Raw genomic sequence first — 13,843 nt, forward strand, 5'->3', positions numbered from 1 at the left:
GCATCCATGTGTTCGGCCTGTTCGCGCAGCACCATGGCTGCTGGCCCTGATGAAGTCCGCAGATTGGCTCCCTAATCACGTCATCGCGCTCGAAGCGCTGTGACCCCCTGGGTTTCACCAACCCCCGGTCTGACCGGTTCGTCATCACTACTGAGCTGCCCTTGCGCCATCCTGCCGTTCGAAGTCGAGCGAGCGGCGAGGATAATTTTTACACGGCCGCGGGCGTGTAAACCTCCTTACGCGCCATCACCGCCCAGGCGATCCGCGCTGTCTTGTTCGCGAGTGCCACCGTCGCGATCTTCGTTGGCTTGCGCTCGAGGAGCTTCGCCATCCAGGGTTGGCGAGACGCATCCTTGCGCGCCATGCGCATAACGGCGGTCGCGCCGACCACGAGAAGTCGTCGAAGGTAGCCATCGCCCTGTTTCGTGATCCCGCCAAGTCGCTCCTTGCCACCGGAGCTGTGCGGTCGTGGTGTGAGCCCAAGCCATGCTGCAAACTGTCGTCCCGATCGGAACAATGATGCATCTGGCACAGCGGCTGCGATGGCTGATGCGGTAATCGGACCGATGCCGGGGATTGTCGCGAGACGACGGCTTGTCTCATCATTGCGATGCCATGCAAGGATCTGTGTTTCCAGCCGGTCTATCTCGCTGGAGAGCGCTCTCAGCTGTGCGGCGATGCCGTGAAGCGCTGATCTGGCATGAACAGGCAGTTTGCTTTGCTCGTCCTGGAGCGCCTTCAACGATGCGGTGACCCCTCCGGCACCCACGCGGGTGACGATCCCGTATTCAGCAAGGTGCCCTCGCAGTGCGTTGATCAACATCGTTCGTTGCCGGACCAGAAGATCTCGGCTCTTATGGAGCATCAACATCGCTTGCTGCTCAATCGTCTTCACAGCAACGAAGCGCATCGTGGGACGGGTCACCGCCTCGCAGATCGCCTCGGCATCCGCCGCATCGGTCTTCCCGCGCTTTACGTATGGTTTGACGTAGGCTGGTGGCATCAAACGCACCTCATGGCCCAGAGCCATAAGCTCGCGGCCCCAGTGATGCGCCGATGCGCAGGCTTCCATGCCGACCAAGCACGCCGGCAAATCGGTGAAGAAGCGGATCACCTCAGCTCGCCGCAGCTTGCGCCGGACAAGGACTTCACCGTCACTCCCAATTGCGTGTACCTGAAATACGTTCTTCGCCAGATCCAATCCGACGGTGACAACCTCTTTCTCCATGGAACGACTCCTAGACGTGGACCTACAACGACTGCACCTTGCCACAATTAGGCTGGTGCGAGAGCCGTCCACGACATCACGTCACTCGCCCAAGAAGAGCGTTCGAAGCTCTGCGCTTCCATAATCGCGCGGTCGAACGGAATGCGGACTGGGCGGCGTTCGTGAAGAGCCAAGCTGTCCAATAGGTCCTAGTTAGCCGCGACCTTCTAGCGAGCCATATAGCCGCCGTCGACGACTAGGGAGGTGCCCGTGATCCAACGGCCGCCTTCGCCCAGCAGGAAAGCGACGGCGTTGGCGATGTCGTCCGGAGTTCCGAAGCCGAGTAGATGGCGCGCCTCGTAATCGGCGACGCCTTCCTCGTTCATGGTCTTAGAGAGCCGATCGTGCATCTCGGTTGCGACCGCGCCCGCGACGATGTCATTCACGCGAATGCGGCGCGGCGCAAGCTCGCAAGCGAGCGATCGGACGAGGCCGCCGATCGCTGCCTTGGCCGCCGAATAAGCTACCATGCCAGCCGTTCCGCGCGAGCCAGCAACGGACGACATGAACAGGATCGAGCCGCCGTCGGCGACCACGTTTTTCTGCGAGGCTGCGCGGGCGATGCCAAGCGCGGCCTGTATGCTGCTGCCGAACAGGCTGTCGATCTGGGCTCGCTTAGTCATCCGGATGGGGCGAACGAGCTCAGCGCCTGCTGCGTGAAAGATGCCATGAAGCTCGCCATGCTCGCTGGCCGCGCCCTTAACTAGATCGGTCACCTGATCGGGATCCTCAAGCGTGGCGGGAAGAATGACACAGCAGTCGCCGCCGACCATGGCCGCGGTCTCATTCAGCCGAACCGCGTCGCGGCCGTTCAGGATCAGCCGGGCCCCGAGGCGTCCGAGCAGGAGGGCACTCGCTCGCCCTAGACCCGAGGAAGCGCCTGTCACGAAGATTGTCTTTTCGGCCATTGAGACGCCATCGAACAGTGTCATGACTGCTCCTTAATGCAAGAGGGAGAAAGAGTACCGATCCACGCCTCCCACTTATCGGGTCCGACGCGCTCGGGTTAGCCCGCAAGGGAATTCCTCTGCTTCAAGGGCCGCGCGGCTGGCTCCAGCATCACCTCCGAGAAACTCCTTCGGAAGTGGAGCACCTTTTCCTCGTTTGAGGACCAGAAGAGTGGCGGGTCCGGCGACCAGCTGGTCACGGGGACGCGCTGGCAGATTTCGTGATCCTCGTTGAACGTCTCTCGATTGAGCGAGGCGGTCGATTCGAAGAAGGGCTCGAGCAGCTCTGGCTTGGTGCCCGGGGCGAGCTTAGAGGCGTAGAGGCGACTGACGAAATTTGTATTCTCGCCGATCCCAGGCAGGAAATTCTGCATCGAGTAGGAATAACCGTAGGTCGACGACAGCATCGTAAAAGGAAACAAATAGATGCTCATATAGCCCTCGAACTGGAAGGGCAGTTCAAACATCCTGTTGAGGCGTTTGAGCCGCTTCGCGGTCCGCTCGTCGCCGACCTCGCTGTACCACACTGAATTGCGGCCGTGATAATCGTTGCGGCCGGGCCCCAGCCGAAGGCTGCCGAGGGTCTCCGGATGGACGAGCGAGATGTGATAGGGCTCAAGTGCATTTTCAATCGCAATCCGCCAGTCGCACTTGTATGTGAAGCCGTTATGATCGACGCGGCGATCAAGGCCGGTCGAGATTGTGGCGAGCAGATCGACAACACCGATGAGCTGCTCAGCGAGCGAAACCAGCGGACTGCTGGCGACGAATAGGAAGTCGCCGAGCCACTCCATCTGCAGCCGAGCGAGGTCGGCCTGCTCGATGGGACAATGACTAAAGGATTCCTTATGGCCCACCAGAAGGCGGCCCTTGCGGTAAGACCAACCGTGGTACCGACAGACGAATCGCTGCTCGCCGTGGCTGCCGTCGAAGATTCGCGCGCCGCGGTGGGGGCAGCGATTGTCAAAAGCGACCGGCGAGGAGCCATCGTTGAACACGACAACTTCACGACCGCCGATGTCAAACCGAAGATACGCGTAAGGGATCGTGACTTCGCTGCGATGGCAGAGAAGGTGCCAATGTTCGTCCCACAGTGCCTCGATGTCGCGCATTTAAAAAATACCCCCCTCTTTCCGTAATTGCCGCGGATCAGGCGACGATCGTCTCGCAGCACCTGAGCGGCCCAACTTCAAGCGAAGCTGATGCCCACGAGAAGCCAACCCCGAAGCCGAAAAGCCCCAGGCGCAAGCTACGCTCACGCAGGATCGGGGCAAGGTCATCGCTCATGAGTAAGGGAATGGTGGCGCTGCTCGTATTGCCGTAGCGGCCGATATTGATCGGGACCTTCTCAGCTGGAAGCTTGGCCTTCTTTGCGAGATGCTTGATCATGAATTCGTTGGCTTGGTGCATAAGGAAATAATCATGCGCCTCCGCTGTAGTTCCGGATTCCTCGACCGTGCTTTTGATCAGCTTTGGCACCGCGCCGAGAGTGAAATTGAAGATCTCACCCCCGTCCATGTACAAGGCATCCCGCCTCACATCGGGAAAGAGCGTGCTGGCCGGCTGCTTGTAGCCACCTTCCGGAATGATCAGTTTGTCTTCGCCGCGGCCGTCGGTGCCCAAGATGTAATGCGCGACGGTCGTGTCGCCATCGTGGCGCTCAATCGCGGTGACCGTCCCAGCATCGCCGAACAGCATCGCTGTGGCGCGGTCGGACATGTCAACGGTTTTGCTGATTGTGTCGCCGACCCCAAGTAAGATGCGCTCGGCGGCGCCGGACTGAACGATCATCATCGCCAGCCAAAGGCCATAAGGATAGCCGGAGCAGCCTAGATTCACGTCAAAAGCGAGGGCGCCGCTGCGCAGGCCAAGCCGACCGTGCATCGCGCACGAGGTCGCCGGAAGTCGATAATCAGGGGTTTGCGAAACGAAGATTACGCCATCAACGCTGTCCCGGTCCCAGGCAAGCGTTTCAAGCAAACGCTCGCCGGCCAACTGGCAGAGGTCTGCGGTGGTTTGCCCCGTGGCCGACCACCGCCGCTCCCGAACGCCGGTCATCTTCGCTATGTCGTCGACCTTGCTGCCGAAATCGGCGCGAAAATGCTCGTTGTGGACGACTTGGCTCGGCACAGCCGAGACCAAGCCAACAATACGGGCTGCCCGCGTGATTGCCGATTGGCCGCTGGACAAGCTCAATCCTCCGCCTTTGCAGCGGCGATAAGCTTCTCGATGTCGGCGATTGTTTTGCACTCGACCAGCGCATTGGGGCTGACCGCGACGCTATATATCTCGTCTATCAAGGCAATGGTCGAGACGACCGCGAGCGAATCCCAAGCCAAGTCTTCAAGACGCACGTCGGCCGTCACCTCGTCCGGCTCGATCTCGAGGATGTCAGCCATGCCTTCCGTGAACTCACTCATTACATTCTCCGAAATACTTACCAGATTATACTCGCGCCGGCCCAAGACAACCCGACGCCAAAGCCGATCAGGAAGGTTTGCGTACCCCGGCTAAGTCGCCCCTGGGCGAGGAGCTCTTCGAGCACGAACGGGATCGTTGAGGAGACGGTGTTGCCGATCTCTTCGTAACGTCGAGGCACTTTCGCCTCAGGCAGCCCCAGCTTTTTCTGCAACGCGTCGAGCATGAACTTGTTGGCCTGATGCAGGACGACGAAATCGACCTCTTCAGCCGCCACGCCGGATCGCTCGAGCAATTGCGTAAATGCGCCGGGAACCTCGCGCAGCGTGAAGTTCATTACGTTGCCGCCGTTCATGTAAAGGTTCTCACGTGAACGGATGTTACCGGCGCCGTCATCCGCGGCAACGCCCGTCGCCGGAGAGCAAGGGGTGCGGAATCCACCGGCCTCAACAATCAAATCCTTGGAACCGCGCCCGTCGGTGCCGAAGACGAACGGCCCGATCGCGCCATCGCCTGCGGTGATCAGAGTGGCTGCGGCTCCGTCTCCAAACAAAGTCCGAACACTCTTGTCCTGGTCGTGAATATACTTCGAATAGGTGTCCGCCGTCACCAGTAGCACGTTCGAAGCCGCACCGCTGGCGATCAGGCTTGCAGCGACCGACACGCCGTAAACAAAGCCGGAGCAACCGAGATTGATGTCGAATGCGCCAATGTCCCGCCGCAGCCCAAGGCGATCCTGCAGGATGCATGCAGAGGTCGGCAGGATGTAGTCCGATCCCTGCGTGCAGAGGATTAGAAAATCTACGTCCTCACGATCTAGTACGCCCGAATTAAAGAGCTTCTCGGCAGCGTGAAAGCCCAGATCGGCAGCAGTCTCGCCCGGGGCCGCCACCCTGCGCTCACGAATGCCGGTCTTCGCCAGGATTTTTTCGGCCGGCCAGTCGGGAAATGCGGTGGCTAGCGTCTCGTTGTCGAGGACGCCATCCGGCACGTGCGTCGCGATTGCACGAATCGAGGCGCAAATGGCAGGGTGCTTGATGTCATGGAGCAAGGAAAAGAAGTCCGTCGTTATGTACCGCTGCTGGCGAGTAGCGCTCGTAGCACACTCATGCACGAGGTATAGAAAAGATTTGGTCTTTGCCTGCCGACGGGCGGTCGAGCCCGGCATGCGCTGCAATTGAACACGACCAATCGCGGCTCGCATCTTGAGCATGCGCCAGTTTGCGCCGAAGCTTGCCGTGAAACCGGCCAAATTTGGGAGGATGCTCGCGCTCGTAGACCGCTTCCCAGCTCTTGCCGTGGTCCTTGAACGACCACATCCGCGGGCATAGCTCCGGGTCGTTGCACGTGACCATGCCCCCTTCCGGCCGGTCGTCCTGATTGACAAAGTACGCTGAATCACAAGATGCTGGTATTGCTCAACAACTTTCGGATCGGGCTCTTAGGCGAGTCTCATACCGATGTCACCGGCCATGGTCCAGACGTGTATTCACATAGATTCTCTCGGTTTCTCAGCGTACTAGGTGGCCGGCAAGAGGCACTCCCCGGCAGCCTTCGGCCACCGGGCGCTTTGCGGCAAAGTTCCAGCCGGCTCCGATGATACGGACTTTACTCGGCCGCTCGGTCCTTCAAGAGTGGGATTTGTCAGGATCCAGGCCCCCGGAACGGCGACATCGTTGCATGCCCTTCCTGACTGATGCCCTCCCGCCGCAAGACTTTCAGCAAGGTCAGCCAAAGGATTTTGGCGTCCAAGCCTATGGAACGGTTGTTGACGTACCAGACGTCCATCGCGAGCTTGTCGTCCCAACGCAAGCTGTTGCGGCCATTTACCTGCGCCCACCCAGTGAGCCCGGGGCGTATCAGATGCCTGCGCGCTTGTTCGGGAGAATAGAGGGGAAGATATTCCGGCAGCAGCGGACGCGGGCCGACCAGAGCCAGATCGCCTTTCAGCACGTTGATCAGCGACGGCAGCTCGTCGAGGCTGCTCGACCGAAGAAACGATCCGAACCGCGTCACACGATCGGCATCCGGCAGCAGCTCGCCCTTCTCGTTTCTCTCGTTCGTCATGGTGCGGAACTTGTAGATGTGAAAGATCCGGCCGTGGAGACCGGGCCGCGCCTGACGAAAGAAGAGGGGGCGGCCCAAAAACAGCAACGTTCCAATTGCCGTCCCGGCGAGCAACGCCAGCAGGAGCGGGGCGGCGGCAAACACGATCAGCAGCTCGAAACTGCGCTTCAGCACGACTGCGCCTCCACCCCGGGTCGGGAACCGCGGGGATCCGCAGCTGGACCGGCGGCGGCGGACGCTATGTCGATTTCCGCAAGAATGATCGCATTGATCCGGTTGACGTCGAACCACTCCTCGGCGAGACGACGGCTCTGGATCCCCATTCGAACGGCGAGCGTCGGATCCTTGACGAACCGCAGCAGCGCTTCAGCGAGGGCGTCGGCGTCGCGCACCGGCACCAGAAATCCGTTCATTCCCTCCGCAACGGTATCGCGGCAGCCCGGCGCGTCGGTGGTGACGACCGGCCTTCCCATAGCCATCGCCTCCTGCGTGCTGCGCGGCTTGCCTTCGCGATAGGATGGCAGCACGAAGACGCTGCACTGCGCAATCAGGTCGCGGACGTCGGCGACATGGCCATGCCAAAGGAGCAGCCCCTCCTCCTCCCATGCACGCACCTCCTCGCCGCGCAGTCCGCCGGGATTTGGGTCGGGACCGCCGGCGAGATGGAACTCGACGTTCGGGCAGGCGGCCTTCACGAGCCTCGCCGCCTCCGCATATTCACGTATGCCTTTCTCACGCAGAAGCCTTGCGACGAGCAGGAATCGGACCGGACCGTCGGGCACCGGTGCGGGGCGGAAGCGGTCAAGATCGATGCCGGTGCCTTGGATGAGCACGGTCTTGTTCCGCGGGAGAAGGCCTGATTCGACCAACTCTTCGCGGTCGTCAGCATTGTGGAAGAAGACGCGTTCGCAGGCAGCGAAGCCAATGCGGTAAAGGAAGGAAACGCCGAAGCGGAGCGCCTTTCGGGCGAGGCCTTCGCGCTCGCCGTCAGCCGTATAGACATAGCCCATGCCCGCAACCAGCGCGAAACGCCGGGGCACGCCGGCGCGCTTCGCCGCAATGCTGCCGTAGATTACGGGTTTGATGAAGTAGCCGAGCGCTGCATCGGGGCGGAGCCGGCGCAGGAGGATGGTGAGCCGGTACATGTCGGCGAGATCGCGTAGCGGACGCGTGCCCGTCCGGTCCAGTGAGATATCGACCGGGTGGGCACCGAGCTGTCGCATCGCCGAGCGCGCGTTCTCGTCGAAGTCCGGAGCAAGCGCCCAGACCTTCGCTCCATTCGCCACCATCGCGCGGATCAATGACCCGCGGAAGTTCGACAGAGAAAGCGCGTTGCTTGAGATCAGGGCGATCGAGCGGACCGAGCCTTCTCCGCCCGATCCGAGCGGAGGTTCAGACATGGACACGCACTCCGGCTCGATCGGCGATGGGGGCGGCGCTCCGGTTCTCGCTCCACAGTGCTTGAAACATCAACAGGTTCCAAAGTCCGTGCGCTCCCACCCCGCTTCGCGAGGTCGCGCGGAATCGGCGCACGGCCGCCGGGTCGAGTTTGCCTTCCGAGGCAATCCCGGTCTCGTCGAGCTGTTCGTCCACCCAGCCGCCGAGCGGACCTCGCAGCCAATCGGCGAGCAGCAGCCCGAAGCAGGACTTAAGCCGCTTAATCAAACTGCGCGGCACATAGCGGTAGAGCGCGTCGCGCTGAATGCGCTTGCCGGTGCCGCCGGCGATTTTGGCCGACATCGGCACCCGCCAGGCGAACTCGACAACGTGATGGTCGAGATAGGGAACCCGCGCCTCAAGACTAGCCGCCATATTGGCACGATCAACTTTAGAAAAAATGTCGTCAGGAAGGTAGGTAAGCTTATCCAGGTGCAACATGTGCTGACGGAAGTCGTCGATTGGTGGCATCTGGGGAAACAAGTGTCCGACGGCTCCGAAGCCGCGCACCAGATCGGCGAGGCCACGAACCGGCTTAATGCCGGTACGGCCCATCCTGATATCGATCGGTTCGGTACCGAAGCCACAGAGCCGCTCGCGCAGGGCATCATCATAGTCGGGAGCGAGCGCCCATACGCGCCAACCGCGATCGGCCATGGCACTCAGCAGCGGCCCGCAGAAGTTCACCAAAGATCCGGCGTTAGTCGAGATTACAGCGATCGATCGAAGCGCTTTAGGCATGCTGAAGCAGCTCCGCCGGCCCCGGGGTTGCACGGGCTGACTGGCCATGCGCGTTCCACCAAGCCTGAAACATCAGCACGTGCCACAATCCTGCAGTACCGGCATGGTTTCGCAGACCTTCGATTTTCAGGGCCTCGACTCCGTCAGGATCAAGGATCCCGGCCGCCCGGATGTTGCTCTCCGCAAGCAGATCGTTGCACCATTCCGAGAGCGGACCGCGAAGCCATTCACCCACGGGCAGACCAAATCCCATTTTTGGCCTCTCGATCAGGGGGCGAGGGACGTGGTCGTACAGGATGTCGCGCAGGAGCGTCTTGCCAACGCCCTTGTCGATTTTTGCATCCATGGGCAGACGCCAGGCAAACTCCACCACTCGGTGGTCCAAGAAGGGAACTCGCGCCTCGAGGCTGACGGCCATACTGGCCCGATCCACCTTCGTCAGGATGTCATCGGGCAGGTAGGTCAGCGCATCGAGGAACATCATCTCGTTGCGAAAGTCGTCAAAGGAGACATTTGAGCCCGCGACGCTTGCTCCTTGGTTTCCGCCGATTACGAGCAATTCGGGCTGGTCGATACTCGACACTAAGCGGCGATACATGGCGCGCGAGGTGGAAGAGTCGAGCACGTGTCCGATCTTGTGAAGACGTTGGCGCACGCCGGGAGGGCGCTTGGACGGGCTCATGAGTCGCGAAGCTGTGTCGACCATTCTTGCTGTCCAGGGGGACCGGCTCGCGCCCGCAATAATGCTGCGAAGCGGTCGCGGAATGCGAGACGCCCCGTTCCACAGTCGCATTGCGACCGAATATCGATTATACCCGCCGAACAATTCGTCGCCGCCGTCGCCGGACAGGCTCACCGTAACGTCGCGACGGGTCATTTGACTGACGAGAAAGGTGGGTATCTGAGATGAGTCAGCAAATGGCTCGTTCCAGATCCCGGGAAGGCGCGGAATGATGTCGAGCGCATCTTGATGAGTGACCTCCAGCTCCGTGTGCCGCGTGCCTAGGTGCCTCGCGACATCCCGGGCGTAACCGGCCTCATTATAAGATTTATCGGCGAACCCGATAGTGAAGGTCCGGACCGGCTCAGAGGATTGAGCCTGCATCAATGCGACGATCAGTGATGAGTCGACTCCGCCTGATAGGAACGCGCCTAACGGCACATCGGCCTCCATTCGCCGTCCCACCGCATCGCTCAGCAAGGCTGCTAGCTGTTCCTTCAGCTCGGGACCCTGCGGCAGAGGGTCGCGCGCGCCGGACAAAGCAATATCGGCAAAGTCCCAATAGGCAACCGGCTCGCCTACGGCACGCCCCCCGTCGCTTACCTCCACCAAATGGCCTGGCAGGAGCTTAGCGATGTTTCGCCAGATGCAGTGCGGCGCGGGAACGTAGCCGAAGCGCAGAAAGGAGGTGAGAGCGCTGCGATCGAGCTCCCGCTGGAAATCCGGGTGCGCTTGAAGTGGTGCCAGTTCCGATCCGAAGAGGAATGTCTGCCCCATGCGGCCGAAGTACAGCGGTTTCTCGCCCATCCGGTCTCGCGCGAGCACCAATGCCCGCCGCGATCGATCCCACACGGCAAAAGCAAACATCCCGTTGAGGCGGTCCAGCGTTCCGCGAATGCCCCAAGCGTCCAAGCCGGCGACGAGCACTTCGGTGTCCGAATGGCCGCGCCATTGCGGCGCTTGACCGGCCGCCTCCAACTCGCGGCGCAGATCGCGGAAATTGTAGATTTCGCCATTATAGACCACGACGAATCTCCCGGAGGGAGATGCCATCGGTTGGTGTCCCTCGGTCGAAAGGTCAATGATGGCGAGCCGACGATGGCCCAATCCGAGACCTGCCTGATCGTCGAACCAGTAGCCGTAGTCATCAGGGCCGCGGTGCGCGATCGCGTCCGTCATTGCTTGCAGCTGCGGCTGCTGCGCTGATGCCTTTCCCGACGCTGTCCAAAAGCCTGTGATACCGCACATGGATGATAGAACCCCAAAGAAAGGAAACAGTAGCTTACGTCAGCGCACCCGAGTAGCCGCGGCACTTTGCAGGACCGCATGAACGGTTGGCGCTGTCGCGGCAAGTGAGTATCGCTCGACACATCGTTTTCGGCCGCGGCGCCCGAACGCTTCCCGCTTCGCCGGGTTGGCAAGCAAGGTTTCCAAGCTCAACCGCCAGTCATTTTTAGTCGCGGCCAGCCATCCCGTTTCGGAATGGCTCACAATCTCTGTGTTCACGCCCACGGGCGAAGCGATCACCGGCAACCCACAGGCCATGTATTGGATCAGCTTGTAGCCGCATTTGCCCCTTTCAAAAGGAAGATCCAGCAGCGGCATGATGCCGACGTCAAACCCTTGTAAATCGCCCAATTCACCGGCTTCGGTCCAGTCAACGGCATCCACTCCGGGAATGCCTCTCGATTGCGGACCCGCACCCACTACACGAAACTTTGCCCCGTTCGCTGCGCACACATCTAGAATTGTCTCGAGCAGGGGGACAACGTTCTTCCATGTACTTGGCGAACCGATCCAACCTACGACGGGTGCCGTGTTCCGCCGGGATGCCAGTGGAGTGAAGCGTTCGGTATCGACGACTGTGGGGATCAATACGGAGTCCCGGCAGAATTGGGCCGCATAATCTAGAAGATATCGATTGCCGCACATGGCGGCGGTAGCGCCACGGAGTAGAGGTGCAAGCTTCCGGCCAAGCACCGCCCGCACCATGCGGTTAGGATGGGCATCGTACATGTGGAAGATGGCATCGTCGTAATCGAGAACGACTGGAACGCCTGCAAGATAGATCAGTCGTTCGAAGACGCCTGGCAAATAGGGGAACAACTCGTAATGCACCCACAGCACGTCGTAGCGACGGCTCGCAAGCAGGGCCCTCGCCCGCCCGACATAAGCGTGTAAAGCTGCAGTTGGTGCAGTTCTCTCTCCGCCCATGGTGCGCTGCAGTCGCGGGCCATCGATCAGGGGGGCAAGATCAAGTTCCACCTGGTGATCGGCCAAATAAGGCTGGTAAAGAAGGAAGCGCTGGCGCGCACTGGCTGCCACTGGGCCGTATTTGGTCAATGCTAGGACACGCATCGGTCAGCTCTTGATACCGCACGGCACCCGGGGTCGGTCGCACTCATCGAAGCGGATATCTCCCAAACCGCACACCGCCATCATCTCTACAATATCAGCTCCCGTATCGCGGTGCTCAAGCTTGGTACCGCACCGGTCGAGAGAATCTGTTCGCATCATTTGGTGGGTCCTGTTCCGGTACGAGCTGAGCAAAAGCTGCTCATGCGCACCTTAATCTTCTCGATGAGGCACGCGGTGCGTGCGAGAGGTAAATGCCCGCGGCAATGATCTCCGTTACCATGTGGCGGAGCGCAAATGGAAGACGGCTTATCGCCCAACGGCTAAGGTCGCTCACATCCCAGAGATTGCGAAACCAAGCCGACCGATTGCCGAAGCGGTAATACAAGGTCGACCAGAGATGGCACGCCGGGCTGAGCCAGCGCCCCCCGTCTGCCATCGCCTGGCAGGCGCGGGATGTGGTCGACAACCGGAAGGGACAGCCATTATCCTGACCTTCAACCGCGAGCGGTATGTGACGGGCGCCAGCGACGGCAAACCTGGCCCTAGGCTCATGCGCTAGGCGCTGCTTGGACAGCCAAAGCCATTGGCGGGGGATACATGCAGAGCAGCTTCCCGAGCTTCATGACCATCAAAACCGCCGAACGGCACGAGCCTCAACGAAGGTGAAACCCTTCGGCATCGACCGGCCTTCGTCAAAAGGAAAGCCAGCAAAATGCTGCCCAAGGATCGCCTTCTGCTCGTCAAGGGTGAGGACGGACTGATCGTAAGCGGACCACTCCTCGCCGTATCCGTCCACCGTCTCGGCATTGCGGTTGGGCTGGTTGTCAATCACGATAGGTCAATACCTTCCTGGTTGGTTTCCCTCGAGGCACGCTCTTGAGGCGTCACGCGCCGAAGTGTCGCGGTTCTCGACGCCGCCGCCGGCTGTAGCCGCCGCGCTTCGCGCTGATCGCGCTTTCGAAGGGAGATCGCTGTACTCAAGATTGCAGGAAGGCTGCCCAGATACATGCGGTAGCCTCTGAGAGTATCGCCAATCTGCCTCTTAGGCGCTGAAGCGGCACAACGTGCCAGAAGTTCAATTGTCCAAGTTAGAAACAATAAAGTTGCCCCTGCCAATAATCCTTGAGATTTGAAAATAAATAATGTCCTGCTTCGGAGGACGTAGAAAAGCCGGTGCGCCTTTACGTTGCCGGAGCTCCCCCCTCCCAGATGATAGGCTTGAGCATCTGCAAAGTGGTAGGTTAGCCAACCCGACTGTTTCGCTCTAAGAGAGAAGTCTACCTCCTCAAGATAAACGTAATAGCGCTCGTCCATCCCGCCCAGTTCGGCATACAGCTTCGACCGAATCAGGTAGAACGCGCCCATTACTCCGTCCACCGGCCGCGTAGTCTGGTGATCAAATTCGAGCATAAAGTGCGGTTTGAAAATACTTGGGAGCAGGTGATCAAGGCGCAGCGCGTGCCCAAAATATCGCCCCAGTGTCGGAAAACGGCTGCAGGTCTTCTGCACTTTCCCCTCCTCACCGACGAGCTGCACGCCAGCGATCCCCGCCGCTTGACCCTCCGTCGATTCCATGAAGCCAAGGACCGAAGGCAAACCACCCGGCAGCAGCCTGGCATCCGGGTTAAGGAGAAGTATGTACGGCGCGGTACAGTAGGCAGCGCCGCGATTGCAGCCCCTCGCGAAACCTAGGTTTTCACCGGCGAAGATGATCCGCGCCCGCGTGCTGAGATCGCCGAGATCGGCTGAGCCATCCGTGGAGCCATTGTCGATCACGATCACCTGACCGACGCCTTCGGGGAATGCCTCTATCGATTCGAGGCACTCGCGAAGCAACGGTCCGGCGTTCCAATTTACGATAACGATATCGGCCTTCACGCTCGTCAC

At 60.4% G+C, this 13,843-nt stretch carries 13 protein-coding genes; all 13 read right to left on the reverse strand.

The window, feature by feature from the left end:
- Positions 1-208: 208 nt before the first annotated feature.
- The 13 genes from ACQ5J0_RS06810 to ACQ5J0_RS06870 all read right to left on the reverse strand — a co-directional run bounded on the left by ACQ5J0_RS06810 (position 209) and on the right by ACQ5J0_RS06870 (position 13,834).
- Positions 209-1,228: an IS110 family RNA-guided transposase gene (locus tag ACQ5J0_RS06810; protein WP_462569810.1), complete on the reverse strand. Its 1,020-nt coding sequence runs from the start codon at positions 1,226-1,228 to the stop codon at positions 209-211.
- A gap of 206 nt (positions 1,229-1,434) precedes the next feature.
- Positions 1,435-2,199: an SDR family NAD(P)-dependent oxidoreductase gene (locus ACQ5J0_RS06815; protein WP_462569811.1), complete on the reverse strand. Its 765-nt coding sequence runs from the start codon at positions 2,197-2,199 to the stop codon at positions 1,435-1,437.
- Between the two features lie 74 nt (positions 2,200-2,273).
- Positions 2,274-3,326, reverse strand: coding sequence for an aromatic ring-hydroxylating oxygenase subunit alpha (locus ACQ5J0_RS06820; RefSeq protein WP_462569812.1), 1,053 nt, complete (start codon positions 3,324-3,326; stop codon positions 2,274-2,276).
- Positions 3,327-3,363: 37 nt separating this feature from the next.
- Positions 3,364-4,404: a ketoacyl-ACP synthase III gene (locus ACQ5J0_RS06825; RefSeq protein WP_462569814.1), complete on the reverse strand. Its 1,041-nt coding sequence runs from the start codon at positions 4,402-4,404 to the stop codon at positions 3,364-3,366.
- Positions 4,405-4,406: 2 nt separating this feature from the next.
- Positions 4,407-4,634, reverse strand: coding sequence for an acyl carrier protein (locus ACQ5J0_RS06830; RefSeq protein WP_462569815.1), 228 nt, complete (start codon positions 4,632-4,634; stop codon positions 4,407-4,409).
- Between the two features lie 17 nt (positions 4,635-4,651).
- On the reverse strand, positions 4,652-5,884 hold the full coding sequence (locus ACQ5J0_RS06835; protein WP_462569816.1) for a 3-oxoacyl-ACP synthase III family protein: 1,233 nt from the start codon (positions 5,882-5,884) through the stop codon (positions 4,652-4,654).
- A gap of 392 nt (positions 5,885-6,276) precedes the next feature.
- Positions 6,277-6,873 (reverse strand): sugar transferase, encoded by a 597-nt coding sequence (locus tag ACQ5J0_RS06840; RefSeq protein WP_462569817.1) that lies wholly within the window; start codon positions 6,871-6,873, stop codon positions 6,277-6,279.
- On the reverse strand, positions 6,867-8,099 hold the full coding sequence (locus ACQ5J0_RS06845; RefSeq protein ID WP_462570072.1) for a glycosyltransferase family 4 protein: 1,233 nt from the start codon (positions 8,097-8,099) through the stop codon (positions 6,867-6,869). The genes ACQ5J0_RS06840 and ACQ5J0_RS06845 overlap by 7 nt, the downstream gene beginning before the upstream one ends.
- Positions 8,092-8,877, reverse strand: a complete 786-nt coding sequence (locus tag ACQ5J0_RS06850; RefSeq protein WP_462569818.1) for an asparagine synthase-related protein — start codon at positions 8,875-8,877, stop codon at positions 8,092-8,094. Before ACQ5J0_RS06850 ends, ACQ5J0_RS06845 begins: the two co-directional genes overlap by 8 nt.
- The gene (asnB, locus tag ACQ5J0_RS06855) at positions 8,870-10,846 is read right to left on the reverse strand and encodes an asparagine synthase (glutamine-hydrolyzing) (RefSeq protein ID WP_462569819.1); all 1,977 of its coding nucleotides are present in this window, start codon (positions 10,844-10,846) and stop codon (positions 8,870-8,872) included. Before asnB ends, ACQ5J0_RS06850 begins: the two co-directional genes overlap by 8 nt.
- Before the next feature lie 39 nt (positions 10,847-10,885).
- Complete coding sequence (locus ACQ5J0_RS06860; RefSeq protein ID WP_462569820.1) at positions 10,886-11,941, reverse strand: glycosyltransferase family 4 protein; 1,056 nt, start codon at positions 11,939-11,941, stop codon at positions 10,886-10,888.
- Between the two features lie 643 nt (positions 11,942-12,584).
- Entirely contained in the window at positions 12,585-12,788 is a 204-nt protein-coding gene (locus tag ACQ5J0_RS06865; protein ID WP_462569821.1) for a hypothetical protein, read from the reverse strand.
- Positions 12,785-13,834, reverse strand: a complete 1,050-nt coding sequence (locus ACQ5J0_RS06870; protein WP_462569822.1) for a glycosyltransferase family 2 protein — start codon at positions 13,832-13,834, stop codon at positions 12,785-12,787. Before ACQ5J0_RS06870 ends, ACQ5J0_RS06865 begins: the two co-directional genes overlap by 4 nt.
- Positions 13,835-13,843 lie beyond the last annotated feature (9 nt).

The sequence above is a fragment of the Qipengyuania sp. SM2512 genome (assembly GCF_054954005.1).